The sequence below is a fragment of the Spirosoma litoris genome, from assembly GCF_054776755.1.
Genome location: NZ_BAAHBI010000014.1, coordinates 1 through 26343, shown reverse-complemented (window position 1 = coordinate 26343; position 26343 = coordinate 1). Strand labels below are relative to the sequence as shown.

Annotated in this window: 28 protein-coding genes; 13 read left to right on the top strand and 15 right to left on the bottom strand. The window is 45.9% G+C overall.

The window, feature by feature from the left end:
- Positions 1–86: 86 nt before the first annotated feature.
- Positions 87–416 (bottom strand): bacillithiol system redox-active protein YtxJ, encoded by a 330-nt coding sequence (ytxJ, locus tag ACYVGR_RS10905; RefSeq protein WP_460956434.1) that lies wholly within the window; start codon positions 414–416, stop codon positions 87–89.
- 54 nt (positions 417–470) lie between these two features.
- Positions 471–779 (bottom strand): phosphoribosylpyrophosphate synthetase, encoded by a 309-nt coding sequence (locus ACYVGR_RS10900; protein WP_182459957.1) that lies wholly within the window; start codon positions 777–779, stop codon positions 471–473.
- A gap of 60 nt (positions 780–839) precedes the next feature.
- Between ACYVGR_RS10900 and ACYVGR_RS10895 the strand changes: the two genes are divergently transcribed.
- Together ACYVGR_RS10895 and rsgA are read left to right on the top strand one after the other, a co-directional pair.
- Positions 840–2090, top strand: coding sequence for a 3-deoxy-D-manno-octulosonic acid transferase (locus ACYVGR_RS10895; protein WP_460956431.1), 1251 nt, complete (start codon positions 840–842; stop codon positions 2088–2090).
- A gap of 101 nt (positions 2091–2191) precedes the next feature.
- Complete coding sequence (rsgA, locus tag ACYVGR_RS10890; protein ID WP_460956429.1) at positions 2192–3118, top strand: ribosome small subunit-dependent GTPase A; 927 nt, start codon at positions 2192–2194, stop codon at positions 3116–3118.
- Positions 3119–3188: 70 nt separating this feature from the next.
- Here the strand turns inward: rsgA and ACYVGR_RS10885 are convergent, their stop codons facing one another.
- Together ACYVGR_RS10885 and ACYVGR_RS10880 are read right to left on the bottom strand one after the other, a co-directional pair.
- The gene (locus tag ACYVGR_RS10885; protein ID WP_460956427.1) at positions 3189–3794 is read right to left on the bottom strand and encodes a Uma2 family endonuclease; all 606 of its coding nucleotides are present in this window, start codon (positions 3792–3794) and stop codon (positions 3189–3191) included.
- A gap of 71 nt (positions 3795–3865) precedes the next feature.
- Entirely contained in the window at positions 3866–5242 is a 1377-nt protein-coding gene (locus ACYVGR_RS10880) for a cystathionine beta-synthase (protein WP_460956425.1), read from the bottom strand.
- A 227-nt stretch (positions 5243–5469) separates the two neighbouring features.
- Between ACYVGR_RS10880 and ACYVGR_RS10875 the strand changes: the two genes are divergently transcribed.
- Positions 5470–5877 carry a hypothetical protein gene (locus ACYVGR_RS10875; protein WP_460956423.1) on the top strand — a complete coding sequence of 136 codons (408 nt, stop codon included), beginning with the start codon at positions 5470–5472 and terminating at the stop codon, positions 5875–5877.
- 250 nt (positions 5878–6127) lie between these two features.
- Here ACYVGR_RS10875 and ACYVGR_RS10870 read toward each other — a convergent pair whose 3' ends face one another.
- The 4 genes from ACYVGR_RS10870 to mce form a co-directional block, all read right to left on the bottom strand.
- Positions 6128–6748, bottom strand: coding sequence for a hypothetical protein (locus ACYVGR_RS10870; protein ID WP_460956421.1), 621 nt, complete (start codon positions 6746–6748; stop codon positions 6128–6130).
- A complete protein-coding gene (locus ACYVGR_RS10865) occupies positions 6745–7860 on the bottom strand; it encodes an AAA family ATPase (protein ID WP_460956419.1) in 1116 nt (371 codons plus the stop codon). Before ACYVGR_RS10865 ends, ACYVGR_RS10870 begins: the two co-directional genes overlap by 4 nt.
- A gap of 51 nt (positions 7861–7911) precedes the next feature.
- Positions 7912–9555, bottom strand: a complete 1644-nt coding sequence (locus ACYVGR_RS10860) for a M1 family metallopeptidase (RefSeq protein ID WP_460956417.1) — start codon at positions 9553–9555, stop codon at positions 7912–7914.
- 110 nt (positions 9556–9665) lie between these two features.
- Positions 9666–10073, bottom strand: a complete 408-nt coding sequence (mce, locus tag ACYVGR_RS10855; protein WP_460956415.1) for a methylmalonyl-CoA epimerase — start codon at positions 10071–10073, stop codon at positions 9666–9668.
- Between the two features lie 80 nt (positions 10074–10153).
- Here mce and ACYVGR_RS10850 point away from each other — a divergent pair, with 80 nt between their 5' ends.
- Together ACYVGR_RS10850 and ACYVGR_RS10845 are read left to right on the top strand one after the other, a co-directional pair.
- A complete protein-coding gene (locus ACYVGR_RS10850; RefSeq protein WP_182459966.1) occupies positions 10154–10480 on the top strand; it encodes a HesB/IscA family protein in 327 nt (108 codons plus the stop codon).
- 162 nt (positions 10481–10642) lie between these two features.
- The gene (locus ACYVGR_RS10845) at positions 10643–11221 is read left to right on the top strand and encodes an acyl-CoA thioesterase (RefSeq protein ID WP_460956413.1); all 579 of its coding nucleotides are present in this window, start codon (positions 10643–10645) and stop codon (positions 11219–11221) included.
- A 164-nt stretch (positions 11222–11385) separates the two neighbouring features.
- Here ACYVGR_RS10845 and ACYVGR_RS10840 read toward each other — a convergent pair whose 3' ends face one another.
- Positions 11386–12414: a methionine synthase gene (locus tag ACYVGR_RS10840; protein ID WP_460956411.1), complete on the bottom strand. Its 1029-nt coding sequence runs from the start codon at positions 12412–12414 to the stop codon at positions 11386–11388.
- On the opposite strand from ACYVGR_RS10840, the gene ACYVGR_RS10835 reads away from it, so the two are divergent.
- Positions 12398–12445, top strand: a complete 48-nt coding sequence (locus ACYVGR_RS10835; protein WP_374191861.1) for a hypothetical protein — start codon at positions 12398–12400, stop codon at positions 12443–12445. The two genes, ACYVGR_RS10840 and ACYVGR_RS10835, sit on opposite strands and share 17 nt — an antisense overlap.
- Positions 12446–12487: 42 nt before the next feature.
- Here the strand turns inward: ACYVGR_RS10835 and ACYVGR_RS10830 are convergent, their stop codons facing one another.
- From ACYVGR_RS10830 to ACYVGR_RS10820, 3 genes are all read right to left on the bottom strand, one after another.
- Positions 12488–12994, bottom strand: coding sequence for a GNAT family N-acetyltransferase (locus ACYVGR_RS10830; protein WP_460956409.1), 507 nt, complete (start codon positions 12992–12994; stop codon positions 12488–12490).
- Positions 12995–13004: 10 nt separating this feature from the next.
- On the bottom strand, positions 13005–13787 hold the full coding sequence (locus ACYVGR_RS10825) for an SDR family NAD(P)-dependent oxidoreductase (RefSeq protein WP_460956407.1): 783 nt from the start codon (positions 13785–13787) through the stop codon (positions 13005–13007).
- Positions 13788–14114: 327 nt separating this feature from the next.
- Positions 14115–15308 (bottom strand): Gfo/Idh/MocA family protein, encoded by a 1194-nt coding sequence (locus ACYVGR_RS10820; RefSeq protein ID WP_460956405.1) that lies wholly within the window; start codon positions 15306–15308, stop codon positions 14115–14117.
- A 74-nt stretch (positions 15309–15382) separates the two neighbouring features.
- Between ACYVGR_RS10820 and pnuC the strand changes: the two genes are divergently transcribed.
- The 4 genes from pnuC (at position 15383) to ACYVGR_RS10800 (ending at position 17355) form a co-directional block, all read left to right on the top strand.
- The gene (gene pnuC, locus ACYVGR_RS10815; protein ID WP_460956403.1) at positions 15383–16057 is read left to right on the top strand and encodes a nicotinamide riboside transporter PnuC; all 675 of its coding nucleotides are present in this window, start codon (positions 15383–15385) and stop codon (positions 16055–16057) included.
- Between the two features lie 87 nt (positions 16058–16144).
- Positions 16145–16552 (top strand): lipocalin-like domain-containing protein, encoded by a 408-nt coding sequence (locus ACYVGR_RS10810; RefSeq protein ID WP_460956401.1) that lies wholly within the window; start codon positions 16145–16147, stop codon positions 16550–16552.
- Positions 16549–16887: an AAA family ATPase gene (locus ACYVGR_RS10805; RefSeq protein WP_460956696.1), complete on the top strand. Its 339-nt coding sequence runs from the start codon at positions 16549–16551 to the stop codon at positions 16885–16887. The genes ACYVGR_RS10810 and ACYVGR_RS10805 overlap by 4 nt, the downstream gene beginning before the upstream one ends.
- Positions 16888–17046: 159 nt before the next feature.
- Positions 17047–17355 carry an isoamylase early set domain-containing protein gene (locus ACYVGR_RS10800; protein WP_460956399.1) on the top strand — a complete coding sequence of 103 codons (309 nt, stop codon included), beginning with the start codon at positions 17047–17049 and terminating at the stop codon, positions 17353–17355.
- 89 nt (positions 17356–17444) lie between these two features.
- Here ACYVGR_RS10800 and ACYVGR_RS10795 read toward each other — a convergent pair whose 3' ends face one another.
- Both ACYVGR_RS10795 and ACYVGR_RS10790 read right to left on the bottom strand, forming a co-directional pair.
- Positions 17445–18395 carry a hydroxypyruvate isomerase family protein gene (locus ACYVGR_RS10795; RefSeq protein ID WP_460956398.1) on the bottom strand — a complete coding sequence of 317 codons (951 nt, stop codon included), beginning with the start codon at positions 18393–18395 and terminating at the stop codon, positions 17445–17447.
- A gap of 117 nt (positions 18396–18512) precedes the next feature.
- The gene (locus ACYVGR_RS10790; protein ID WP_460956395.1) at positions 18513–21635 is read right to left on the bottom strand and encodes a PVC-type heme-binding CxxCH protein; all 3123 of its coding nucleotides are present in this window, start codon (positions 21633–21635) and stop codon (positions 18513–18515) included.
- Positions 21636–22269: 634 nt separating this feature from the next.
- Here ACYVGR_RS10790 and ACYVGR_RS10785 point away from each other — a divergent pair.
- Entirely contained in the window at positions 22270–22665 is a 396-nt protein-coding gene (locus ACYVGR_RS10785; RefSeq protein ID WP_460956393.1) for a LytR/AlgR family response regulator transcription factor, read from the top strand.
- A 103-nt stretch (positions 22666–22768) separates the two neighbouring features.
- Here the strand turns inward: ACYVGR_RS10785 and ACYVGR_RS10780 are convergent, their stop codons facing one another.
- A complete protein-coding gene (locus tag ACYVGR_RS10780; protein ID WP_460956391.1) occupies positions 22769–23323 on the bottom strand; it encodes an RNA polymerase sigma factor in 555 nt (184 codons plus the stop codon).
- Positions 23324–24072: 749 nt separating this feature from the next.
- On the opposite strand from ACYVGR_RS10780, the gene ACYVGR_RS10775 reads away from it, so the two are divergent.
- Positions 24073–25179 carry an alkene reductase gene (locus ACYVGR_RS10775; protein ID WP_460956389.1) on the top strand — a complete coding sequence of 369 codons (1107 nt, stop codon included), beginning with the start codon at positions 24073–24075 and terminating at the stop codon, positions 25177–25179.
- Positions 25180–25492: 313 nt separating this feature from the next.
- A complete protein-coding gene (locus ACYVGR_RS10770) occupies positions 25493–25813 on the top strand; it encodes a LytTR family DNA-binding domain-containing protein (RefSeq protein ID WP_460956387.1) in 321 nt (106 codons plus the stop codon).
- The last annotated feature ends 530 nt before the right edge of the window (positions 25814–26343 follow it).

Here is a 26343-nt window from a genome sequence, read left to right as displayed (position 1 = left end):
GAGGAGTTAGAAGAGAGGAGGGCTGATGCATCTATATTTTTGCGTCAGCCCTCCTCTCTTCTAACTCCTCGCTACCAATACTTGGATCATACTGCCTGCTGTAAACCAGCAAACGAGATGGCCATGTGAGAAGCATCATAAACGCACTCACCATTGCGAATCAGTAGTACTTGTGGCGATTCGTGCTCAACCCCAAATACATTCTCGATCTCCTTAGATATGGGTCTGTTGGCCAGCAGATCCAGATAATACGGTTTAACGCCAAGTTGATCGTTCCAATTGCGCTCCATACGGCTAAGTGCCATGTGGCTTATCGAGCAGCTCGTGCTATGTTTGAAAATCAGAATTGGATGCTTCGCCGACTCTGCTTTTATAGTATCAAGTTGAGCTTCACTCGTTAGTTTGTTCCAGTTCATTGTATCAACATACATTCTGTTGACGTAAAAGCGTATTTGACGCTAAAAAGTTCGCTAATTCTCAGGGGTGTAACGGAGTTTTTCCGCCATTTCGGTTGAAATAGATTCTGAATAAGCACCATACGCATCAACTAATGTTCCTTTGTTCCCGTTTTTTGCTTCAACCGCATACAAAACCGTTTCGTCGCCAGGATCGGTCATGCCTTCGAAGCGATAAACGCTAACGATGTCAAAATCGGCAGGACGTAAAATGATGTCGTCGGGTTGGCAATGCAGGTGGTCAGACTTAAGGTTATAGTCCTTTGTAAAACCTTGATTGCGTAGATCGTCGATAGCTTCTGTCAGCGTGTCGTAGGTTTTCATAAATCAGGTGGTTTGATTGAGAGTGTGTAGTTTTGTTACTATAACCAACCGCATAATAGCTTGTTTTTGGGATTCTATAATACAGGTATTTTTGTTTTTCAGCAATTGCTAAGCCTGATTGCCCCTTTTAACCCCAAAGCCCGGAAGTGGGTCGAGGGTCGGCGCGATTGGGCTACCAAAGTAAAGGATCAATTGGCTGGAAACAAAAAGCCGATTGCCTGGTTTCATGCGGCCTCGCTTGGCGAGTTCGAACAGGGGCGGCCCGTTATAGAAGCTTTTCGAAAACAATATCCAGGTCATAACATTCTCCTTACCTTTTTTTCGCCATCGGGTTATGAAGTTCGTAAGGATTATGACGGAGCTGATTATGTCCTATATCTGCCTGCCGATACGCCTGCCAACGCGCGCCAATTCGTTGATCTGGTGAAACCATATATTGCGTTTTTTATCAAGTATGAATTCTGGCACAATTACCTCTACGAGTTAAAACAGGCCAATGTTCCGGTTATTTCGTTCTCGGCTATTTTCCGCCCCAGTCAGCTGTTCTTCAAACCTTATGGTGGCTTCTATCGACGGATGTTAGCGTATTTCGACCACATTCTGGTGCAAAATCAGGAGTCGGTCGACTTACTAAAAACGATTGGTATCACCAACGTAACCCTCGCAGGCGATACCCGCTTTGATCGGGTGGCTGAAGTTGCAGCTGCGAAAAAAGAAATTGCAATCGCACGGGCATTTAAAGCCGATAAACCATTGATTGTGGTTGGGAGTGCCTGGCCGGAAGACATGAATGTACTGATTCCATTTCTGAATACGTTCGATAAACCTTTAAAAGCGATTATCGCTCCGCACGAAATTCACGATGATGAAATCGAACGCTGGCGGACACAACTGACAAAAGCCTCGGTCCGCTTTTCACAAACTGACGAAACGAGTGTTATTCAGGCCGATGTTCTTTTCATCGACAATGTTGGTATGTTATCCTCTTTGTATCAATACGGTGAGTTTGCCTACATTGGCGGGGCGTTCAAGCAAGGATTGCACAATAGTCTGGAGGCCGCCACCTTTGGTGTTTCCTTGTTTTGGGGGCCTGATTATGCCAAGTATCAGGAGGCCGTCGATTTGGCTGCGGAAGGGGCCGCTTTCCCTATCAGTAGTACAACGGAATTGATGACTGCTTTTGAAAAGCAATATGCTAACCCATCAGAAGCCGCTCAAGTGAGCCGCAATTATGTGCTAAGGAACGTTGGGGCAACGGCTAAGGTTATGCAGGTTGTAAATACATTAAAGAGCAAAAGAGCGAAAGAGTAAAAGAGTGTCAAGTGGGTACATGCCAATTTTCACTCTTTCACTCCGTACCGGCGACCCGGTTTCACTCTTTCGCTTTGTTTCACTCTTTCACTCTTTAAGCATTGCAAAAAGGCTTAGTCATACGCTCAACTGGTTCCTGGTACGATGTTCGTAACGCAGATGGTCATATCTATCAGGGTCGGTTAAAGGGTAAATTCAAAATTAAGGGGCTTAAGGTCACTAACCCTATTGCGGTAGGTGACCGGGTAGCATTTGAGGTCGAGGATGAGGCTGAAAATACGGTGGTCATTACGGATATTGATACCCGGGAGAATTACATTATTCGGCAGTCGGTGCACAAAACGGCACATGGGCATATTCTGGCAGCCAATCTCGATCAGGCTGTGTTGCTGGCGACCCTGGCTATGCCGCGTACCTCATTGGGATTTATCGACCGTTTTCTGGTGTCGGCAGAGTCGTTTCGTATCCCGACCACCATCGTTTTTAATAAATCGGACATACTGAGTGAGGAAGGGCTCGCGACTCAGCAGGAAATTATGGATTTATACGAGCAAATTGGCTACAACTGTCTGGCTACCTCGGCAACGGAAGGTGAAGGTGTTGATACATTTCGGCAATTACTCGATCATAAAGTCACCTTGTTATCTGGCCATTCGGGAGTAGGGAAATCATCGCTCGTCAATGCAATTGCGCCCGAGTTAAACCTGCGTACCAGCGAAGTTTCGTCTTTTGCCAATAAAGGTGTTCACACAACGACTTTTGCCGAAATGTTCGAATTGAGTCCTGATACGTTCATTATTGATACACCGGGCATTAAAGAGCTAGGCTTGATGGATACCTCGAAAGAGGAAGTCAGCCATTATTTCCCCGAAATGCGCGACCGCCTGAATCAGTGCCGTTTTCACAATTGTCTGCACTTCAACGAACCCGGCTGCGCTATTAAAGAAGCTGTTGCCGAGGGCGAAATTGCCGAAAGCCGCTACATGAGTTATTTGAGTATGATTGAAGGAGGGGATAATCGGCGGTAGAATATATGTATGATATAGGATGTATGATTAGCTGGTGGTAAAACACATCCTATATCATACATCATACATTTTAAAGGACTCCTTCTTCGGTAAGAATAGCTGCTACATTGAGCGTTACAGCGTCCAGAACAGGTATGGTAGCGTCCCAATTAAGCGTAATCCAGGGTTCGTCTTTTGTGGCAACAAATACTTTTCTAGATTTAGTGGTAATCCAGATAACACGCTCTGTTCCGAAATTGAGCATTGCCTGTGTTTTTTCGTAGATGTAATCCTGCTCCATCGCTGGAAAGGCTTCGAGATCTACCTTGATATCGACTTCTACCACAACCTTGGGGGCTACATCGAAGAATTTGCCCTTTACGGTTACCTTTTCTTTCTCGTAAACAGCAATGTCATTGGATAAATTGTCGCCTAATTGAATGTGTAAACCTGGCTCATTGGTTACAACCCAATAAGCTTTTCGATTGGTATGATTGTAAATAAAGGCGTGTAAAGCTGATACAATAATAGCCTGTAGGTCACTGCAACCCATGATTTCGCCGGGAGTTTTACGTTTGGCCAATACCTCCTTATAACCCTTCCGATATAAAGGGCGTCCATTGAGCGTTTCGTAAATTAAGTAGGAAGGTATTTGCTGTGGGGCGGCAATCTCCGGAGTTACTGCGTCTGTTACCATAGCCTTATGATTTAGGGCAAGATACAAAAATCAATATTATAATGTATCCATTAATCAGTATTTATTTTACACTAGCTCGTCATGGCTGCCAGCAAATCGGCTTGGGTGATAATGTGAATTTGTTCTTTTTCGTCGCGAACGAGAAGGGCTTTGTTATCGCGGTCGATGAGCGATGAGAGCGCATCGATAGTATTGTCCAAGCCCACGAATTTGAACGGTTTGTCCATAACCTCACTAACCGGCAGGTCTTTTACTGATGGATCTTCAATGAGTCGATTTAAAACGGTTGAGTCCGTCAAACTGCCGACAATATGCCCCGTTTCATCCGTGACCGGAATCTGTGAAATGCTGTGCCGGTTCAACACCTGAATAGCCTGACTTACTGACACGGCTGAACCAATGGTCGTGAGTTGTGACTTACCATTTTTGTGATGAATAATGTCGCGGGCAGTTTTGAACGCACGATCTTCCAGAAAACCGTGATCTTTCATCCAAGTGTCATTGTAAATCTTGGCTAGGTAACGCGTGCCGTGGTCGGGAAGGAGAATGACCAGCACATCGTCGTCGGTCAGCTTTTCTTTTGCCCATTCCAACGCACCGTGGACAGCGGTTCCACACGACCAGCCTACAAACAAGCCCTCTTCGCGCGACAATCGGCGGGTCATAATGGCGGCATCTTTGTCCGTAACTTTCACAAAATGGTCGATCAAACTGAAGTCTACGTTTTGCGGCAGAATGTCTTCCCCAATTCCTTCTGTAAGATACGGATAGATCTCTCCTTCGTCGAAAATGCCTGTTTCCTTGTATTTCTTGAAGACTGAACCGTAGGTATCCATTCCAATCGATATTATATTCGGGTTCTGTTCTTTCAGGAATTTCGACGTACCACAAATAGTACCACCTGTACCTACGCCAGCTGCGAAATGGGTTATTTTACCATCGGTATCGCGCCAGATTTCGGGACCCGTGGTTGCGTAGTGAGCCGCCGAGTTGGCAGGGTTATCGTATTGATTGGGATAAAGTGAATTCGGAATATCGCGGTTAAGTTTCTTGGCTACTGAATAATAGGAGCGGGGATCATCGGGTGCCACATTCGTCGGGCAAACAACAACTTCGGCACCAACCGCTCGCAGAATATCGATCTTCTCCTTCGACTGCTTGTCGGCCATCGTAAAAATGCATTTATAGCCTTTCCCGATGGCTGCTAAGGCCAGGCCCATGCCTGTATTACCGCTAGTGCCCTCAATGATGGTTCCGCCCGGTTTTAGTACACCTCTGGCTTCGGCATCTTCAATCATGCGTATTGCAATCCGGTCTTTTACCGAATTGCCGGGGTTGAAATACTCAACTTTCGCCAATACCGTTCCTCGAATGCCTTTTGTGACCTTATTGAGTTTGACCAGGGGCGTATTGCCAATCGTGTCGATGATGGAATTATAGTAGTTCATGTTGATAAAGGTTCAGCTCTGTGGTTTCGTAGGTAAACGCAGGAAAGGGGCAGTTCGTTTGACTATTTTTTCCGTGAAGGCTCTCTAGCGTCAACGGCTCATCGTGGGTTTATAACCGTTCGTGATTCGTTTTTGCACTCTTATCACAACTCGTATTTAGGAGAAATTTAAAGACGCATACCTTTGATGCGTTCCTTCTGGACAGTAAACAACAACTACTAAATCGTATGAAAACCTTCGCTCAATCTTTGTTAACTGCCCTGCTTTTGAGCACGGCCACATTGGCAGCAACTGCCTCAATAATCCCAGCTCCATCGACAACCGCCCCTGTTACAACGGGTTCGTATAAAGTGGCAGTTTTCCCGTCCGCAACGCCTTCCAAACTGAATGTGTTTGTGGAGCGGACGCCCGGTAAAAAAATGACTGTTTCCCTAAAATCGGCCGACGGGACGCTATTAGACAAGCAATTTATTAACAAGAAGCAGGGGAATTTCCACTTTCAGTTTGATTTGACCGAACTAAGCGACGGTGCTTACCAAGTGGAGGTTGCCGCCGGAACTGACGTAACAACCTACCCTGTTTCGATAAGCACAAAACCCATTCAAACGCCTGTCCGCACCATTACATTGAACTAACTGAAGGGTAAATAATGCACTCAGCCACGGTCGTGAGGCCGTGGCTGAGTTTGTTTTACCTGATCCCGTGGGGATCGAATGTTTATAGAGAAGAATATTATCATTCATTAGCAAGCATGACGTAGGTATGCAACCAATCGCAAACGTTGCATACCTACGTCATGCCTGATCACATATAGGAGGCTGTTTTCTATAAACATGCCATACCTACGGCATAAAGTGGGCGAGATATTTTGAATACTGTCTTAGCTCATTGTTGCTGACTATACTGATCCAAAAAGGCTGTTACCTGTTTGTGGAAATGGGAAAAACTGCGGGATTGCTTGGCGAGTTCATTGAAGTCTGCTTTTTCGGCAATGTCTTGAGCGATTGACTGCATTTTTCGTCGATCATCTTTATCTCTATATAACAGTCGCTTAAGTTCTTTTTGGTGTAGTTTTTCCAGGACACCCTTTGTCGGCTTTTCATTTATCTTTAGGTGGTAAGCCTGATACGCCAACCAGTGTTCGATCGCTTGAATTGGAACGTAGACTATTATGTGTTCTTTATAGCGCTTGTAGGCAGTACCTAAAGCTTTATTTAGCTTCGTACACTCTAATGTATGCTCGTTTTGTTCGTCCGTCTGATCTGGGCCATCCAGATCAATACCAATAATACAGAAGTCCTGTTCTTCATCACGTAATGCTTTCAAACAAAGTTCTTCTGCTTCCTGCAATACCTTCGATTTACTGGGTTGCTTTTTCAGTAAATCCAGGCTACTCCGTTTAACTTGTAATCCTTTTTCAGTTGCAAGTCGCTTCACATAAACCGGAATGAACGAATACTCTGCAAAGCCTTCTGCGATAAGAGCGTATACAAGCGGTGATTTCATAAAGATTCTTCGGGAACACCGCCTAATAAACCATACATCCAGCTTTCACCTAAATTACTGGTGAAGTCAATCTCTTTCGTGCCCGTCTCGCGGCTGCGTTGATTGGAGGGCTCAATAATATCACGCTGTAAATTTTTTACAAGCGTTGCTCCTTCCGCATCTTTCGAAAATACAAATACTGCTTCAGGCATGGAGGTAAATTCGTTCAGCACATTTTCGTTGTGTGTTGTCAGAATAATTTGAACATCTTTCTCTTCTGCTAAACGGAAAATGAAATCCATCACTTCCCGAATCCGGCGCGGATGAATGCCTTTTTCTGGTTCTTCGAGAAGTAAGAGTTTGGGGGGATTGGGTTGGTTGATGATGCACAAAAGGGCGAGGAAGTAGAGGGTGCCTTCGGAGAGTTCCTCAGCCCAATATGTAACACCTTGTTGACTATTTGTTAAGCCAATACGTTTAAATGATTTATCGCCAAACTGTATTTTTAGCTCTTGACTAGGTTTGGCGTCGTCTAAATTAATTTCATCAAATTCGGAGACGCAAGTGTGTAAATCGACTTCAATGCGATTAAAAACGGTCTTTCTATACTGATTGCCCAACATCCTGTCTAGAAAACTAATTAGGTTTGATGCATCTGCATTAACCGTTTCCACAAGCATACCTACTGGACTAGGTTGATTGAGTTTATTTGGGTCAGGGCGATAGATTTTTAATTCCCTAAGTTGTTTTCGTAGAAATTGAGTATCAGGGTATCCTTGGTCATTCTTAACACTTTCGATCCCATCCTTTGTAACCAACTGTGAAGATCTGACTTCAACCGTAGGAGATGGATCGGAGAAAATAAGTTCACGTAAAAACCTTAGCTCTTCATTCTCCCTTTCAAAAGTGAGCTCAATTGATAAAACCTTAGCCGAACGCTTGAATCGGAAATCGCGAGATTGCCGCTCTGCTGTGACATCGTCTTGCAAAACTCCAAACTCAAAAAACTCCAGCGCCTTCAAAAAATTCGTTTTACCCGAATTATTAGGCCCGATTAGCAAATTGACTTTTTGAAGATCGAGCGTGACGTCTTTTAGGCTCTTGAAGTTCTGGATGGAAACGCGCTTGAGCATGGTCGGTAGGGATAAGTGGCGGTAAGCGGGCTGGAATGCAAGATAACTATTTTACTTCCCCATTTCGGTAGCGTGCATCAACACCGTGTTATCAGGGTCAATGGCGACGGAACCGGGCTTGGTGTCCAGGGGAACCGTGAAGGTCTGCGTTTGTTCGGTCATGGTAAGGCGGGCCGTTCGGGTTATTTCCCGGCCATTGCTACCACGAATGCTGAATGTGAGCGGAACCACAAAAAGCGCACCGCTACGCTGTGCCTGACGTACATCAATCACCAACGCTTTTTTGGTGGCATCATAACTCGAACCCCACACAATTTCAGGGTAACCGGGCTGATAAAGCCACTGCTGGAAGAATTGCCCAAGTTTCTTACCCGATGCCGTTTCCATTACCGCCTGAAAATCGCTGGATTGAGCATTTCGATTGCGGTAGGTGGCGTAGTAAGTGCGGATGCCTTTCCAGAATGCCTCATCGCCAATTTCATTTCGGAGCATGTGCAAGACCCAACCGCCTTTCTGATAAGAGTTTGGATTGAGTAAGTCCATTAGGTTTGTCGTGGTTGAATCGACGATGGTTCCTTTGGGTTTCAGGGCCGAGTACCGGAAAATCTGTCCTTTGTTCTGGTTAAGCACCGCATTGAGGGTATCTTTACCATAAGCATGTTCGAGGTAAAGGCCCGAGAAGTAGGTCGCAAAACCTTCGCTCAACCAAAGCTGCGACCAGTCGGATTCGGTTGCCGAATTGCCGAACCACTGGTGAGCAATTTCGTGAGCCAGCAAAGCCTCCACATCCGAATCCTTATGACCAACAATTACTTTCTCGTTGTAGAAAATGCAACTGGCGTTTTCCATGCCACCAAAAATCGTGGTCGACTCCACGTTCGCCAGCTTCTCGTACGAATAGGGGCCAATTTTATCGATGAAGTATTGCAGGATTTCCTTCGCCGGACGATAGTCGATAAACCCTTTCTGGCTATCGTTAGGGTATAACCAGCTTTGCACCGGCACGCCACTTACCGAGCCGACTTCTTCAACGGCAAATCGGGCTGCACCAATTACCATCACTTTCGTCGGAATGGGCGTGTTTTCTTGCCATCGGGTCAATTTGCGGCCATTCGGCAGGTTGCTTTCATTCAGGAGTTTTCCATTAGCAATAACTCGATACGTGGTGGGGGCATTGACGGAAAACGAACAGGTTGCTTTATCGGAGGGATGATCGACCACGGGTAGATAATTCCGGGCGTTGTTGGGCCAATTGTCGCCAAAAAAGGTCCGTTCACCAAACTTGTTTCGACTAATAATCAACCCTCGGGCTGGCGTACCGTCATACCGAATAACTACTTCTGTTGGTTGGTTTGGTGCGGCTGGTAAATTGATAAACACCCGGTCGTTCCGCTGATTGAAGGGAGCTGCTTTGCCATCCGCCAGACTTACTGAACGCACTTTCATTCCTTGTGTAGAATCTGCCTTACTAGCTATTAAATCGAACCAGACGGTCTGACGGTCGTCGGCTCGGGTGAATCGAATAGTAGTTTCGCCTTTAATCTGGTTGGTCGAATCGCTCAGCGTGAGCGAAAAGGCATAATTCAGAACATCGACGCCGGGTTGCGTATAACGGGCTAAGTTGCCAGGTTGCTGACATTGGGCAGTCGAGACAATTAAAACGAATAGGGCAATTAATACTCCTTTTTCCTTCATGCTAATTTTTTCAGGTTCTATTGATTCTGTGGATTCTAGTAGTGTTAAGGCGGGAGGCTCCTGCACGATAGAATCCACAGAATCAATAGAATCAAATTTATCCAATCTATTTACTCCTTAATCTCCTGGCAAAGTTCGATCAAAACCCCATTTGTACCTTTGGGATGTAGAAAACAAACTAATTTATTATCGGCTCCGCGTTTCGGAACGTCATTTAACAGGGTAAATCCTTCATTTTTTAACCGCTCCATCTCTGCCTGAATGTTATCTACTTCAAAGGCGATGTGATGAATTCCTTCTCCTTTTTTCTCCAGAAACTTGGCAATTGGACTGTCAGGATTGATTGCTTCTAGAAGCTCAATCTTGGTCTGGTTCACCTGAAAAAAAGAAGTCGTTACGCCTTCTGCCGCAACGGTTTCGGCTTTGTAAGGAGCTACATTCAGCAACTTGGTAAACAACTCGTTCGACGCTGCAATGTCACGAACGGCGATGCCGATATGTTCAACATTAGTAAGCATGTGTTCTAAAGAACTTTTCCATTTAGCCGAAAGTTATAGAGAAAGCATTGATATGTGTCAACACTGACTTGATTACAACTATGGTTACGGTTTCTGAAATTGCTAAAAATAAAATTGTTGAACTCCGCCAAAAAGATGGTCTGAACGATAACTACGCCATTCGGGTAGGTGTTCAGGGAGGAGGTTGCTCAGGTCTGATGTACGATCTGCAATTTGACGCGACACAGCAGCCAACCGACCACGTTGTTGAAGATAAAGGCGTTAAGATTTTGATAGATCGCAAAAGCCTGCTTTATCTGGCTGGTACCGAACTTGATTTTTCGGACGGGCTAAATGGCAAAGGATTCCAGTTCAAAAACCCCAACGCCAGCCGAACTTGCGGTTGCGGTGAGAGCTTCGCCGTCTAGAACCAGGATTTTTGTGATTTAACTGATTAATATGATTTTGTTAAGAAGCCGCTCCTAAGCGGCTTTTTTGTTGACTTGCAGCGATTTTGATGGTGATTCTAATTGCGTAACTATGCAGGCAAAATCAAGAAAATCAGTTAAATCACAAAAATCCCGGTTCAGATGAACGCCAAACCCGTTAGCCACTCCCGTACCACACTTACCGAACTAATGATTCCGGCTTACGCCAATTTTGGGGGCCGCGTACATGGTGGAATACTACTGTCATTAATGGATAAGGTTGCCTACGCCTGTGCCGCGAAACATGCAGGTCAGTATTGCGTGACGGTTTCGGTTGATGGCGTGAATTTCCGGCAACCTGTTGAAGTGGGTGAACTGGTTTCGTTGATGGCGTCGGTTAATTATGTTGGTCGGACGTCCCTTGTGGTGGGTATTAAGGTCGTGGCGGAGAACGTGAGAATTGGTAGCGTGAAGCACACAAACACCAGCTATTTCACGATGGTGGCGAAAGACGACCACGAAAAACCTACCGAAGTGCCCCCGCTCTTGCTCGAAACCTCTGAGGATATCCGTCGTTTTCTGGAAGCGATGAAACGCAAAGAACTTCGGGCCTTAAACGCAGAGTATTTTCACAACGCCAAAACCCAGATGCTGATTGACGAAAGCCTCGATAAATTAGCGAACGAGCGTTGCCAGTTGGCAGACGGTCTGAACCTGGATTTACGGGATTCAACTGACTGACTATGATTTTGTCTCTATCATAAATGTTCATTACAACTGAATAGATTTTTGTCACTTCGACGTTAGGAGAAATCTCAAAAAACCTTATTAGTAAAGCTTAAGATTTCTCCTAACGTCGAAATGACAAAATCATAGTCAATCAGTTAAATCACAAAAATCCCGGTTCAGATTTCCCCTCTTACAATCTTAGCCCCGGCCACCATATTCGTCAGTTTCTGTTTAGCGGCCCAGCGAGCGGTTTGGCTTAGGCCACAATCGGGAGCAACGGCTAGTTTTTCGGCCGGAACATAAGGCAGGCATTTGCGGATGCGTTCCGCTACATCTTCAGGCGTTTCGATGTAATAACTTTTTACGTCGATGACTCCAACGGCTACGTCGAACTTTTCGGCGAAGCGCTCCAGAAGATTTACTTCGGAGAAGTTCAGGATGGTCATTTCGGAGTGAAGCTCGTCGACAGTCATATCCAGAAAATCGGGTAGCATGGGGGCGATCGTCTTTTTACCGACCGAGCGGCCTTTGTAGTTGCCAAAGCAAAGGTGCATCGACAGTCTAGTTTTGCCCACACCCGGTGCCACTGTCCGGTTGAAGATATCCACAAAGCGTTTCGTATCTTCCCGATAGGCATAACACGACATTGATGGCTCGTCTACACAAATTTCGGGGACGCCCAATTCAACCAGTGTGGCAATCTCTTTGCTTACCAGCGGCAACAAGGCTTCCGTTACTTCCCAGCGATCTTTGTACAGACTTCCCGGTAGCAGTCGCCCACTGAGCGTGTATGGACCTGGAATCGACACTTTGATACCCTGACCCTCGGGCGCTAATCGTTTCAGGCGAAGATATTCTTCCACAACACCCAAGCCATTGGGGGCAGTTAGCGGCTCAATGATGTTATGCTTTCCACGTTGGTCGTGAGCAGGTGGGCCAAACCGACGTAATTCCGTTTCGTTGTTCTGAATTCCGTTGATGTAGCCGTAGAAGGACAGATTGAAGTCAAAGCGAGTTTGCTCTCCATCAGTAATAACATCCAACCCGGCAGCTACCTGATCGTGAACAGAGGCCACAACAGCGTCTTCAATCATTTCGTTGATGTCGGCAGGGCCAAACTGACCAAGATGCTGACTGGAAAATTCGAGCCAGCCCGGAAAGGGCATTGAACCGACAACCGTAGTTTTAATAGGAACAGGTTGCATGGGTTTAGTTAGGTTTAGGCGGTTGAGTTGAGCGAATCACTGTAGACAAAAGCACTTCGTCGTGAGGTTTTAACTAACGGAAGTTATGTTCCCACCAAAGCATATCTTCCATACGATCAAATAACCGGAAGCCATTTTTCTCCAGCACTTTTTGAGAGGCTACATTCTCCGTATTTGTGTCGGCTATAACGCGCAGAACCCCCGGTTGTTGGCCTGCCCAGTTCACTAATCCGCCAACCATTTCGGTCATATAGCCCTTGCGTTGTAGGGCGGGGTAGGTCCCGTAGCCAATCTCAACGGCTCCCGTTTCATCGGGTTCGCCCTTAAATTTAGCCTCGGCCACGAACTGTTGTTTCTCCCGATCAATAGCCAGCCACAATGTGTGATAAAGCGGATCGAGTGTGGAGTTTTGTAAACGAGGTATTGTAAAATGAGTAATGATGCTCAGAACCGGATCGACAGCTTCCCGATGGCCTTTTTTCAATCCTAATGTGGCTTCCAGGCGGTGTTTATCCGCGATGTGGAGCCGAAGTTGATCGAGACTCAGCGGGATTAGCGTCAAGCGGGGTGTTTCGATCATGGCTAATAGGTTAGATTTGTCCTTCGCTCACACTCCAGCCCCCATCGATGGTCAGAACCTGACCGGTGGTGAAGGCCGAGTAGTCAGACATGAAGTAAACAGCGGCCCCATCCAGATCGTCGGGATGGCCAATGCGGCCTCCATCGAGCGGTTGTTTGGTTTTGGTGAAGGCCAGAATGGTCTCGTCCTGCGTGGCCCGTTTGGCCATTGGTGTTTCGACCAGAGCAGGTGCCAGCACATTTACCCGAATATTATCGCTGGTGTAATAAGCGGCTACTGATTTGGTGAAGCCAATTACCCCCGATTTCATAGCGGCATAGGCATGCGTTGCAAAGTAAGCTGGTGATGGCCGCGAGCCTAGGACGGAACCCATGTTGAGAATTGAACCACCTCCGCCTTGCGCTCGGAACGCACGGACAGCTGCCTGATTCGACAGCATCAGCGACGTGAGATTTAGGTTGGCGGTATACGTCCAGCCTTCAAGGGTAAGATCGTGAAGTGGGCCGTCACCGAAACGTCGACCACTGCCACCGGCTACATGATAGAGTCCATCAAAACCACCAAAAATCTGCTGACAAAGGGCAATCGCCTTGGGAGCTGTTTGCGGGTCGGAGGCATCGCCCGACATCGCTAATCCATTGCCATCCAATTGTTTTTCGGCTTCTGCACAGCTCTCCGGATTACGCCCGACTACCACCACTTGTGCCCCTTCCCGTACGAACGCCAATGCAGCCGACAAACCCATACCCGTTGTACCACCGATAACGACGATCTTTTTATTTTCTAACCACATGGTAATCTTGGATAATCGAATTGGAATTTAGTCACGCAAGAAACGAAATTGCGCCTGCAACACCAATATCACTTGTCTAATGCTAAGTACTTCAGTAGAATTAGTTTAGGTTATTCTACTGGAAGGAATTTGTCATCCCGACCGGTCCGCCGGTGCGGCAGGAGGGATCTTCGAATGAAGGGTATTTTAGGGAATCACCCGAAGATCCCTCCTGCCGCACCGGCGGACCGGTCGGGATGACAGAAAGCTCGTGATTTGTAGTCGGTTTTAGAAAGTTTAAACAACTTCTTAATAGAAATGAAGGATTAACTCGCCCCGCTTAAGAATCTACACCAAATCCCGCTCAATAATCTTCCCACTGGCTTTCTCCTTCAGAATCACCTTGTTTCGGCCATCGTGGGTCATTTCCTGTTTGATTAGGTAATGATCGGCGTCGTACTCAACCAGTGTCGATTCGGGTTTAAGCCCTTCCTGACCACGCCAAACGGGTAAGTTTACTTTTTCCCACTGCTTCGTTTCGGCCGATTTATAGGCTGCATCCAGTACCGCATTGACAACGTATCCATCGTAGAAGGTTTCGGCGGCATCGCGCCCTTCTTCCTGCGATTTGAACATGTCAGTAAACATGTGATTGTAGCCGAGGTCGTTTACTTCATCGCCGACGGGGAAAAGCCAGCCCGTGTTCGATTCCGCTTTTTCGGCGATATAGTCACCACCCTTGCCAGTTGAAAACATCTCGAAACCCGTACGTAGAAAGTTGTTGATCCAGATTGTGCCTTCGGTTCCCATGACCTCGTCGCGAAGGTCCATACCACCCCGGAAGGTCCAGCTTACTTCAAACTGCCCGATGGCTCCATTTTCGTACTTCACCAGGGCAATGGCATGATCTTCGGCGTCGATTGGTTTTACCTGCGTGGCAGCCCAACACATGACTTCAACCGGCTTCACATCTTTCCCGATAAAATTCCGGGCAATTTCGACACAGTGACAACCCAGATCGAGCATGCAACCGCCACCGGCCTGCTCTTTGTCCCAGAACCAGTCGGAGTGGGGGCCAGGGTGTGTCTCGCGTGATTTAGCCCAGAGAATTCGGCCTAACGCGCCATTCTTTACGCTATCCAGCGCTTTCAGGAACTTCGGCGTATAGCAGAGGTCTTCCAGGTAACCCGCAAAAATGCCCGCTTCTTCAACGGTTTTCATCATACGTAGCGCTTCTTCGCCTGTCCGGCCTAGCGGCTTGGTACAAACCACCGACTTCTTATGTTTTGCACAAAGGTTGACCGCTGTTTCATGAATGTTGTTGGGCAGGGCAATACAAACCATATCCACATCGGGATGGGCAATTACTTCTTCCATATCCGTCGAAGCAAAGTCGCAGCCATAGTCGGCTTTGAATTTGTCGGCGGTTTCCTGTCGGCGGGCGTAAATCGCTACCACTTTATCGCGGCTGCGTTGACCGTGAATGGAATCGGCATAGAAGCGGCCAATGAAGCCGCCACCAAGCATGGCAATACGTTGCATAGGAATTTAGATAAAAGGTTAATCCGTACTTTAGCAAAGTCAACTTCGAGAAATTTCTATTGATTACTGATTTCATGCCTAACTTTTTCGACATCCATACCATTTTCTTTACCCTGTGGGATTACCCCATGAGTTACCTGGAGTTTTTCGGTGTGGTTAGCGGATCGGTAGCTACCTGGCTGGCTGCTCGAGCGCATGTCTGGAGTTGGCCCATTGGGGCGGCTAGTGTGCTGCTGTTCTTCTTCCTGTTTTATCAGATTCAGTTGTACCCCGATATGTTTTTGCAGGTGTTTTTCTTTGTCACAAACTTACAAGGCTGGTGGCGTTGGACACACCCTACAGTCGATGAAGCCGACCAGCATAACGAACTCCGGGTTACGCGCTTGGTGGGCCGTCCGTTGGTGCTGGTGTTACTAGGTGGTGTAGTCGCTACGGGCGTTTTGGGTACGTTTGCGCAGAATCTGCATGTCTGGTTTCCAGTGTTGTTCAGCAAGCCCAGCGCCTTTCCTTATCTGGATTCATTTACGACCGTTATGAGTATTATTGGTACCTTCATGATGATTCATAAAAAGCTGGAATGCTGGTGGGTATGGCTGGTTATTGATATCATTAGCACCTATATGTACTTCAATAAAGGCGTGAAATTAGTTGGGTTTGAGTATGCTATTTTCTGCCTGATTGCTTTTCAGGGCGCCTGGCACTGGACGAAGGAGTATCGCAGCTATTCGCAGCTAACTGCTGTCAAGTAATCGCATTGCGCGTCAATCTTTATAATGCCTGAGCAACTGTTCGTTGGGTTTTAGGGTCTTAGCCACCAAACACCAGTAGAATCAACGATGAAATATAGTGTATTTGCCCTTTTTCTATGGGTGGCAATGGGCTGCTCGAAATCAGACTCATTATCGCCTTCGAATGCCATTGTTGGTACCTGGCGGTTAGCAACTTATTGTAAACCAACCAGCAGCTCAGCCTGCACCACTGTCGATGTTCCAGCGAACAAAGGTGTATTTATCTCATTCGACAGGACAGGTAGGTTTACCGAAACGTATGAAAATACTAAGCCAGTTGAGTATGCTTTTCTGGGGTGTGGTAGCGGGAGTTATAACCTTGAAGGAGATAGTGTGCGAATTACGGCTGTATGTATGTCTTCGCTAGGAGGGAAGTTGATGCCTCTGGTTTCGGTAAATGCCAATCGATTGGTTTTACGGCCATTCGATTCGGGTGAGTATATTTTCGTCAGATAGCAGGACAACGGGTTTGGTTTTCGGGAAGTTTATGCCGGTTCATACCGGGCATCTGGCTCCAAATCTATTCGGATATCTACCTGAGCCAGATTCCATTTACTTTGCCCGAATTAGAACAACAGGTGCATTATGATGTTTATGCGCTATTGGATATCGATGTTCCGTGGATTGCTGATGGTTTGCGGGATCAGAGACATCGCCGGGCTGAAATGCTGGCTCGTTTTCGAGCGGAATTAGACCGGCGAAAATTGCCTTATCTGCTTGTAAGCGCTTCTTATCCGGAACGGTTCATTACCCTTAAGAACATGGCTGATAAGCTACTCGGATCTGATTAATATGATCAGATAAATTGGACGTTTTTTAGATTGTTAATTATAAGGCAATAATTATTAAATGTGATTATTTGAAGATTTTTTGCTTATAAGATGCTGATAATTATGATATTAACAATATTGTACTATAATTTTGCATTGGAAACCAAACAGTAAACCTCTATGGCAGTTGCCAAACAATTTCTAAAAAGCAAACCACTTGCAAAAGTAACGTTTGAATTGTCGGCTGAGGCCGTCAATGGTGCTAAAACGGTCGCCCTGGCCGGTGAATTTAATAGCTGGGACCCTAGCGCCCAGGTTCTGAAGAAACAGAAAGATGGTTCGTACAAAACGACCGTTGAACTGCCTGTGGGTGGCGAGTATCAATATCGCTACATTTTGGATGGTACGACTTGGACAAACGATTGGGCTGCTGATAAATATGTAGCCAGTGGCGTTTCGAGCGAAGAGAACTCGGTTGTTGTTCTCTAGGAAAGACATTTGATAGGAACAATAAATGGGTAATTAGGTGTCGTTATGACTTGCCTGATTACCCATTTACTTAATTGGCCGAGCTGCTATTACACGGTAAAACTATCCGATTCAACGTAGGCTTTGATTAGGGCAACTTCGCCTTCTTTCCCCTGTTGCGATTTACCGTGCTCCATACCAAAAATGAATTCCTTGTTTTCGGCTTTCTGCTTTTGGTAAATGTGCTTGAACACGTTTTTATAGTTGATTTCACCGGTGGTTGGCTCATTCCGGCCAGGATTGTCGCCAATCTGGAAATAGCCGATTTCGCTCCAGCACCAATCAATGTGCGGAATGATGTGCCCTTCGTTTTTCTGCATGTGATAGATATCGAACAGAATTTTGCACGAAGGACTATTAACCGCCCGACAGATTTCGTAGGTCTGATCGGAGGTGCGCAAAAACAGGTTTGGGGTATCGCTGAGCGGTTCCAGAACCATCGTTAGCCCGCCAGCTGCCAGAATATCCGCTCCCCGACGAAGAGCGTCAATTACGTTACCCGTTTGAATACCAATCGGCAGTTTACGCTCAAAATCACCTGGGACAACCGTCGTAAACTTCGTATTGCAACGTTTTGCCGTCTCAACCGCTTTTTTGCAGCCGTTCAGGAAAATATCGATGTATTCCTGTTTTCCAGCAGCCAGGGTATTTTGTCCATTACCACCTTTATCGAGCACGAACACGCCCATGGTTATGCCTAGGCGGGCCATTTCTTCGCCGAGTTTGGTTTGTAAGGCAGGTTCACGGCCCATCATGCCGTTGTCTTCCATTGCCGTAAAACCCATATCGGCCATAAACTTCAGCTGGTCGATGAGGTCTTTACCCGCGCTGTTTTCAAACATGCCAAAGTGCGGAGCATATTTGAGCTTGAAATGATTTTTCGCCAGAAAAGCAGGCTGTGAATGCCAGTTCTCGGCGAATGATTCGCTTGAAACGGCGGCACCTGTCAGGCCTAAGCCTGCTGCGCCAAAGGTTGATTTTACGAAGTTGCGTCGTTGCATAAGTGAAGGGTATCTGAACCGGGATTTCAACAAGATTTAAAGGATTTAGCAAGATTCATGAAGGAGTATTCTTCAATCCCGAAAATCTTTTAAATCTTGTTAAAATCCCGGTTCAGATTATTTTTTCTTTAAACTCGCTAAATATTCAACTAAATCGACTAATTCCTGCGTACTCATGGTTTCCTGTAAGCCCGATGGCATCATAGACGAGTCTATTTGTTTCATGGAAACTACGTCGGCCATTTTATAATTCTGAACCACACCACCCGGAAACTTCATTTGTAGATCAGTTTCGGTTTTACTGGAGACAATACCCGTCATCGAACTACCGTCTTTAAACTTAACATCCCAACCTTCAAAACCGAAACTAATGCCTGCATCGGGGTGTAAAATCGCCAGGTATTGTCCTTCTTTGGGGAGTTTAGAACCGATTTCTGAGAGCTTCGGCCCGAAGTCCATTCCTTCTCCATTCACCTGATGGCAGGTCGAACAGTTGTTTTTGAAGACAGTCATCCCCCGCGACGCATCACCCGTAAGGGGCAGTAATTCGTTCAGACCGGGCAGTTTTTTGCCTTCAGCACTTTTGCCGCCATCGAGAAAGTTAGCCGCTTGTTGCCGGATATTTTTGCGCCAATCGCCACTTACACCTTGCACTGCCGCTTTTTTGTAATCCCCCTTGATATCACCTGATTTTAGGAGTGTCACAACCAGGTCAGCTCCTTCCATGCTACCACCCAACGAACGCGTTGCCTCCCGGCGTAGTGCCGCTGGACGTTTTTCGTCTAAAGCTACTCGTTTCAGAATATCGATGGATTCTTTGTTGCCGATACGACGTAAAGCTATCAACATATTGGTGGCAGCTTCGGTATCGCTACCGTCTATAGCCAGCCAAACCAGCGGACTTCCCCCTTGCTTCAACAATTGCCGGGCGGCATCACGGCCCATTCCTTCTGTCGCTTTTTTTACTGCTAACTGCTTGAGATTAACGTTTTCGGAAGTCGGTTCATACCGCGTAACGAGTTCGATGTATTCAGGTGTTCCGTATACATCATTCATGAGTTTGGTAAGGGCTGCTGTGGCAACAGACGATCCTTTTACGAAAGCGGGATCAAGGTGCCGCAGCGCCAATTTGGTTACCTCGGCGGCCGATGCAGCAGTTGAGTTGCTGTTCGCTTCTAAAATGGCAAGTAGTGCGTTTGATTTTTCGGTAGCACCCGGATTGAAATCGAAGGCCCGGAAGTAGCGCAACCGCTGGCTGAGATCAACCGAAGGGTCGCCAGCGAGTTTAGCCAGCAGAGGGACAGACTCTTTGGTGCGCGCGCGCCAGACAATATCACGACCTTCCGTTTTGGCGATTGGGTCACCATTTACTTGCTTCACCCAAGCGGTGTAATAACTATCCCAGTTGCCATCGGCACCAATGCCTAAGGCCTCAAGATACCAGCGGTCTTTGCCGTTGTATTGACTGGCCAGTTGCGCCCATAAAGCGGGGGCCTCGGCCGACGTACTCCGCCGAAGGGCAATGATACACTCTCTACGTACTTGTGCATCGGCGTCATTGACCAACTGCTTTATGTACGGAATTATATCAACTTTAAGCTCTCTAGCCGCCCGAAGAGCCGTAATGCGCAGGTCGGCATTGGGGCTTTTGAGGGCTGTTTCAATGTATTTAGGGCCTTTCTCTAACTTACTCAACAACCATAATGCACGAGCCTGCATTCGCGGATTGTCGGACGATTTATATAAGCTGGCCAGAGGTTTTTCGGCTTTCTTATCCAGTTCACGAAGTTTTTGCCAGCCAGCATAACGGATAGACATATTGGGGCTTTGTAAGGCTTCAATGGCTCCCGCTGTTGTTGTAAGATCAACTTTCGGCATCGTGTAAGGCGAATTTGGGGGGGCTACCCGATAGACCCGTCCCCGACTCTGATCACCCGCCTGGTGCCCACCTACGCCGGGATCATACCAGTCGGCAATAATTAACGAGCCATCGGGAGCTACGCACACATCGGCAGGCCGGAACCATTGATCACGGGTACCTTCGAGCACATTTACAATCTCCGCCTTGTAGCCTGCCCCATCTTTCTGCACTGGGTACGACCGCACTACGTTTGGGCCCGCATCGCAGTGAATCATCTGATTCCGAAAGACTTCTGGAAGCAGTTTGCCTTCGTATACAATCATTCCGGTAGGCGAGCCAGCGCCGGTCTGAAGCAGATTAGGTACAACGCCAGGGTCGTTCAGGTGCCAGTGCCGACGAGGAATTTCGGGCTCAATGTTTTCCCGATTAACCTGCCAGCCTGCGCCCGTCATTTCGTCGGTATACCCGTAGTTGCCGCCTTCCATGACGTAGTTGATCCGAACGCCTTTGTTGCCGTCATCGTCGTTATCCGACTGCCAGAGTGTACCGTACGAATCGACGGCTACCTCATAGTTATTACGGAAATTCTGCCCAAGCACTTCTACGTTTTTTCCGTCGGGGTCACAGCGAAACACCATGCCCATCTTGAAGTTTTGTTTATTAATAGTTTTCCCGGTAACAATATCCGTAACGGCATTGCCATCTTTGTCGAGGAGCTGACCGCCTTCATTCCCAAAGTTGAAGTACCATTTTCCGTCAGGTCCAAACACAAACGTGTGCATGCCGTGGTCGTGTTGCTCCCCCCCGATACCCGTAAAGAGTAGCTCTTTTTTGTCGGCTTTATCGTCGCCGTTTTCATCCGTTAGCACCCAAACGTTTGGGCTGTCAGAAACGATAACTTTGTTGCCCTGAACCCAGATGCCGAGTGGCGACTCGATGCTTGGATCTTGAAAGAATACTTTCGAAACATCGGCTTTGCCGTCACCATTCTGATCTTCCAGAATAACAATCCGGTCACCTTCTTTTCGGGTTGGATTTCCATTGATGGCTGGTCGGTAATTATACGCTTCGCACACCCATACCCGGCCCCGTGCATCAACATCGATGTCGGTTGGATTAGTCAGCATTGGTTCTGACGCGAAAAGAGTTGCTTCAAGTCCTGGCGCTACGTTTAGACTCCCGACGGCATATTTGGGGTCATGTTTATCATCGTCGCTCAGTTGAGCAAACAGGCTGTTAAGGTACTTGCCCGAAGCCGCATTCAGGTTGCGGTTCTGATGAGCGCCAATAAAACTGCCACCGATTAGCAAGCCGGCTGCAGAGAGCGCAAGAGCCCGGCGGGTCAGTGCCGAACCCTTAAATACAGGAAATGGGGTCATATGCTTGAGCAACTAAGAGAGGTTCGCTCTTAAAACGGTACCTTGAGTATTTACCGAGTAAAAATAACAGCAGGGGCAGTTTATACCCATTTGTGATTTTTATTTTTTGCCCCCGGTAATTCCAGCCTAAGTTAATCGTGCAGCATTTTATGAGCGTTACTTCTCACTGGACGGCTGTTTCAGTAACTTGTCTTGTCGATAAAATTGCTCGTATAGGCGGTAATCGACTCTGCGCCCTATAAAATGGTCCTATTTACGATCACTCTACATACCGTAAAATAAATCGAATCTTTTTATAAATCGATCGTATGCTCATGTACGTAGGTACTATATTGAGTTAATATTTTGAGGTAAAGTTGAACAATAGTAGTGGCTTTTAGTTGTGCGAGTTGACAAAATGATATAGATTAGCGTTAAATGATCATTAATAGATATTAATGATTTAGAATGTATCTTAATAAGGTCTATAAGTTCTTGATTTTGTGATTAAGTGAATTTATTCGCTAGGCTTTAGCGATATTTAGATTAGAGTGGCATTAGTTTTGTGCTAAAGATTATTGAAATAAACCCAAAGAGGAGTACTTGTTACGAGTACCCCTTACTATCCTCATCTCACCATTATCTTATTCAACGTATGGCATTTTATGTAGATCGCGGACAATGGATTACTTCTGAATTACTTAATTGGCCTCCACTTCGTGTTTATGACAATTGCAGCGGGGCACAATGGTTAGCAGTAGCAGACTTAGTTTACCTGGAAGGAGAATTAAATTACACCTGGCTTCAATTTGCCGATGGACGACGAATACTAGTTCCTTATACATTAAAGCGATTCGAGGCTAAATTGCCCACTTCCTGGTTTATTCGGCTTCATCGGCATTATCTGGTTAATCGGCAGTTTATTGAGCGGATCGAATGCGATAGCACCAGTCCTGCCTTTTATTTAGTTACTGGAGCCATTCTTCCCGTATCCCGCCGACGTTGGTTTATACTTCGCCGGCAACTTAATTTCCAGCGAAAAGTAGCATAGTAACAGGCAGCGTTTATCTGTATTGACTAGTAAGTAGTTAGGGCTCTACCTATAATTACCTCATCTGTCCGTGTCTATAAACAAGACACGGACAGATGAGGTATTAGATGGTGTATTGTTGCGTGCAAAATCGCTGTATTTTCTCGCGACTACGTTTGAGCCGCATTTTGACTGCGCTGGATTTAAGGTTGTAAAGCTGAGCAATCTCGTCGACGCTCATATTGTCTTCGTATTTCAGACGAAGTAAGGTTTGTTCTTTCGTGGAAAGGGTTGCCATGGCCTGTCTAACAACCTCCAGCGTTTCTTCGTGGAGTTGTGTTGCCTCAAAATCAGGGGCACTTTGGCTTAATCCTTCTTCTATAGAGGTATAATTGAATCGCTTGGCTATCCGTAGCTGGTCTGAGCAATAATTATAAGCAATTGAGTAAAGCCAGGTTGAGAAGCTGGATCTCTCCTGAAATGCATCCAGTTTAGCAAATACCTTTAGGAATATATCGTGCGTGAAATCTTCTGCTTTCTCGGCGTCTTTCGTCATGGACAAGCAACGCCGATAGACCTTATTAACGTAGCGGTTGTAAAGTGTTTCGAAACATTGATCTGGTTGATCCGGCAGATATTGACGAATCGTTTCCTCGTCTGTTAATGAAAGTGATTTCATAGTTTATGGGAATGATGAAGGTAAGCCGACTCTCATCATAGTATGTGCATACCTTTAGGTACATACGCAACTGACCTGATTTTTGGATGGCTTGATGATAAGGAAAATATAACAAATCTATTAGACGGCGTATTTGTGTGAATATCTGGATACAAGCTCAATGTATTAAAATAGTCCAAAAGAACGCTATTTTGCCGCAAATATAAGTGAATTTACTTATCCTTTAGTTCGATTTATACTTAAGTGAAATTTGTAATTTACCAGTATTATTGTATTTTAATAATGTCAGAAATTATATGGATATTTTGGGGTCGATTAATTAAAAAACTAAATGAAATCGGCCCAGGGAGTTGGCCAAACTGTTTATAGGAGGACCTGATTGATTGTAATATTTGGGTGATGTGTTGATTTATCTTATGAATGGAAGGCCACGCCCAGCCTATCGTTTGCCCTCAAATTGGCCAGTATTTTTTAGTTCACAAGCTGCTGTTCGTGTAGCCAATTGTTGATTTAAGGGTAGGGGACGGGCTTTTCTACACCATGCCGATTTCTGCGTCGTATTTAGTGCAAACAGGTAATACGATTAGCCATAATTAATTCTATACTAGTCATGAGTTTGTTACCGTCTGAAAGCGAATTGGCTTTAAAAGTTTTATTTATACATTTAAACTTTTGAATGTATGGGTGTGTTAGGGCCTTGAAACTACTGCAAAGCCCTGGCTTTGTTCACCATTAAAACGACTAGACGAATGGCTCAGAAATTATTTTCAGAAGCTAAACTTGGTGCGCTAACTCTCACCAATCACATTGTAATGGCTCCCATGACCCGAAGCCGTGCTCTTGGCAACATCCCTAACGATATGATGGCTGAATACTATGCACAACGAGCATCGGCAGGTTTGATTATCACCGAAGGCACCTCTCCATCGCCCAACGGATTAGGATATGCCCGAATACCTGGTATTTATAGTGCCGAACAGATTGAAGGCTGGAAGAAAATAACGTCGGCAATACATCAGAAAGGCAGCAAAGTGTTTATTCAACTGATGCATACAGGCCGTATTTCGCATAGCGCCAATATGCCCCAAGGTGCTGAAATTCTGGCCCCTTCGTCGGTAGCAGCAGCAGGTGATATGTGGACGGATTCGGAAGGGATGGTTTCCAATGCGACTCCTCGTGAGATGACACAGGCCGATATAAAAGCAACGATTCAGGAGTTTATACAAGCGGCTAAGAACGCTGTTGAAGCGGGTTTTGATGGCATAGAACTGCACGGAGCCAATGGGTATTTGATCGAGCAATTCCTGAGTCCACGGAGCAACCAACGGACAGATGAATACGGTGGTGCCATCGAAAACCGGGCTCGATTCTTACTTGAAATTGTAGCTGGTTCTATTGAAGCTATTGGTGCTGATAAAGTGGGTTTACGCCTATCACCTTTCGGGGCTGCGGGCGACTTACTTCCTCATTCTGAAGATAATCATGATTTATACGTTTATCTGACGGCTAAACTAAACGAATTAGGGATTGTGTACCTGCATTTGGTTGATCACTCTGGCTTAGGAGCACCTGCCGTACCAGAAGCCACAGTAGATGCAATTCGGGAGCAATTCAAAGGAACATTAATTTTATGTGGTAGTTATACGGCCAGTCGGGCCGAAGCTGACCTCGAAAGTGGTAAGGCTGATCTGGTTGCTTTTGGACGACCATTTATTGCCAACCCTGACCTCGTTGAACGCTTGGAAACTGGTGCAGAATTAGCACAACTTGATCCAGCTACTCTTTATGCACCCGGCACTGATGGCTTTGCTCAGGGATATATTGATTATCCTGCTCTAGTAGAAGCACAGGCGTAGTCACAAAAGCCCTTCCGATATAATTTCTTCATCGCTTTATGGCGTATGTAGGAAGCTCGTCAAAGCAGCCCTGTCAATCATGACAGGGCTATTTTGTTGTTGTTAGGATGCAAACATTACTATGATTCAGAGGGAGTATATATCACTAGCTGTATTTTTTGAAATTATTTCGTAACGATCTAGTTATAAGGATATATTGGGAGTATTGAGGATGTTTGCTGATAGGTATTAATTTTTCGTTAATAAAAATAATTAACAGCAAATCCGTCTTTAAATCCGTTTCGTAAGTACTGGTAACAAAATTTAGCTCCCTATGAAAAAACAAATACTCAATTCAGATCAAATTATGTATGCTCTCGGCAACGGGAACTACAGCAATTTGTACTTCTCGAATGGTACTTCAGAGTTAACCAGCCACACATTAAAGTGGTATGAGGAGGGGTACCCAACGCTACTCCGAATTAGTAAGAGTGCCATGATTAATCCTATGTACGTAAAAGAAGGGGTTAAGCTTTCGCCCGCTACAGCTTACGTTACGATGCACACAGGGATTAAGATTCCCATTTCCCGACGTATGGTGAAGCGTGTAGCGCTCAAGCTACGCTCTATTAATGCACCCTTAACCAGTCAGTAAGTTTTTATCTGATGTAAAAAGCAGCTACTCTGCCAAAGTAGGCTTTTACGTGAGAATGAAATAAGCCGTTTCTGGGGTTGGGAACAAGTGGTGAGCTTGGTACTATCTACTAACGTTATGGTAGATCCGCGTTTAACTTGCTAGTTATTAAGAGATTACTGATTAAGGGTGTTGTCTTAAGCACTTTAATGGGATCTTGCTATTGACGTATAAAGGCCATGGGTATAAGCCTTTATATCTATTTAATAAAGCGAAAGCATCCACAGAGCAAGCATTTTGTTGGCTCAATAGTTGCCGTGCTTTAGATGATTGCAAGCTGATAGTGGTCGGCTTGCAAGCTCTTATGGGTTAGGTTCAAAAACGTTGGTCCATTTTTGAGGCCAACGTTTTTTTGATGCCTATGGGCAAATTCAACAGAAATACATTTGCCATACCAACCCCATAAATAAAACTGCTTCGAGTAAGTACAATGATATGGTCCTAAAAATCCGGACACGAAACTTTTTTAACTTCGTGTACCATGAACCAAT

Coding starts and splice junctions, on each gene's coding strand:
- ACYVGR_RS10800 (WP_460956399.1), top strand. CDS start 17,047: ATGGCAGTTGCCAAACAATTTCTAAAAAGCAAACCACTTGCAAAAGTA.
- ACYVGR_RS10810 (WP_460956401.1), top strand. CDS start 16,145: ATGAAATATAGTGTATTTGCCCTTTTTCTATGGGTGGCAATGGGCTGC.
- ACYVGR_RS10785 (WP_460956393.1), top strand. CDS start 22,270: ATGGCATTTTATGTAGATCGCGGACAATGGATTACTTCTGAATTACTT.
- pnuC (WP_460956403.1), top strand. CDS start 15,383: ATGCCTAACTTTTTCGACATCCATACCATTTTCTTTACCCTGTGGGAT.
- ACYVGR_RS10790 (WP_460956395.1), bottom strand. CDS start 21,635: ATGACCCCATTTCCTGTATTTAAGGGTTCGGCACTGACCCGCCGGGCT.
- ACYVGR_RS10865 (WP_460956419.1), bottom strand. CDS start 7,860: ATGCTCAAGCGCGTTTCCATCCAGAACTTCAAGAGCCTAAAAGACGTC.
- ACYVGR_RS10845 (WP_460956413.1), top strand. CDS start 10,643: ATGAACGCCAAACCCGTTAGCCACTCCCGTACCACACTTACCGAACTA.
- ACYVGR_RS10795 (WP_460956398.1), bottom strand. CDS start 18,395: ATGCAACGACGCAACTTCGTAAAATCAACCTTTGGCGCAGCAGGCTTA.
- ACYVGR_RS10840 (WP_460956411.1), bottom strand. CDS start 12,414: ATGCAACCTGTTCCTATTAAAACTACGGTTGTCGGTTCAATGCCCTTT.
- mce (WP_460956415.1), bottom strand. CDS start 10,073: ATGCTTACTAATGTTGAACATATCGGCATCGCCGTTCGTGACATTGCA.
- ACYVGR_RS10860 (WP_460956417.1), bottom strand. CDS start 9,555: ATGAAGGAAAAAGGAGTATTAATTGCCCTATTCGTTTTAATTGTCTCG.
- ACYVGR_RS10875 (WP_460956423.1), top strand. CDS start 5,470: ATGAAAACCTTCGCTCAATCTTTGTTAACTGCCCTGCTTTTGAGCACG.
- ytxJ (WP_460956434.1), bottom strand. CDS start 416: ATGAACTGGAACAAACTAACGAGTGAAGCTCAACTTGATACTATAAAA.
- ACYVGR_RS10775 (WP_460956389.1), top strand. CDS start 24,073: ATGGCTCAGAAATTATTTTCAGAAGCTAAACTTGGTGCGCTAACTCTC.
- ACYVGR_RS10885 (WP_460956427.1), bottom strand. CDS start 3,794: ATGGTAACAGACGCAGTAACTCCGGAGATTGCCGCCCCACAGCAAATA.
- ACYVGR_RS10850 (WP_182459966.1), top strand. CDS start 10,154: ATGGTTACGGTTTCTGAAATTGCTAAAAATAAAATTGTTGAACTCCGC.
- ACYVGR_RS10830 (WP_460956409.1), bottom strand. CDS start 12,994: ATGATCGAAACACCCCGCTTGACGCTAATCCCGCTGAGTCTCGATCAA.
- ACYVGR_RS10870 (WP_460956421.1), bottom strand. CDS start 6,748: ATGAAATCACCGCTTGTATACGCTCTTATCGCAGAAGGCTTTGCAGAG.
- ACYVGR_RS10770 (WP_460956387.1), top strand. CDS start 25,493: ATGAAAAAACAAATACTCAATTCAGATCAAATTATGTATGCTCTCGGC.
- ACYVGR_RS10780 (WP_460956391.1), bottom strand. CDS start 23,323: ATGAAATCACTTTCATTAACAGACGAGGAAACGATTCGTCAATATCTG.
- ACYVGR_RS10880 (WP_460956425.1), bottom strand. CDS start 5,242: ATGAACTACTATAATTCCATCATCGACACGATTGGCAATACGCCCCTG.
- ACYVGR_RS10900 (WP_182459957.1), bottom strand. CDS start 779: ATGAAAACCTACGACACGCTGACAGAAGCTATCGACGATCTACGCAAT.
- ACYVGR_RS10825 (WP_460956407.1), bottom strand. CDS start 13,787: ATGTGGTTAGAAAATAAAAAGATCGTCGTTATCGGTGGTACAACGGGT.
- ACYVGR_RS10820 (WP_460956405.1), bottom strand. CDS start 15,308: ATGCAACGTATTGCCATGCTTGGTGGCGGCTTCATTGGCCGCTTCTAT.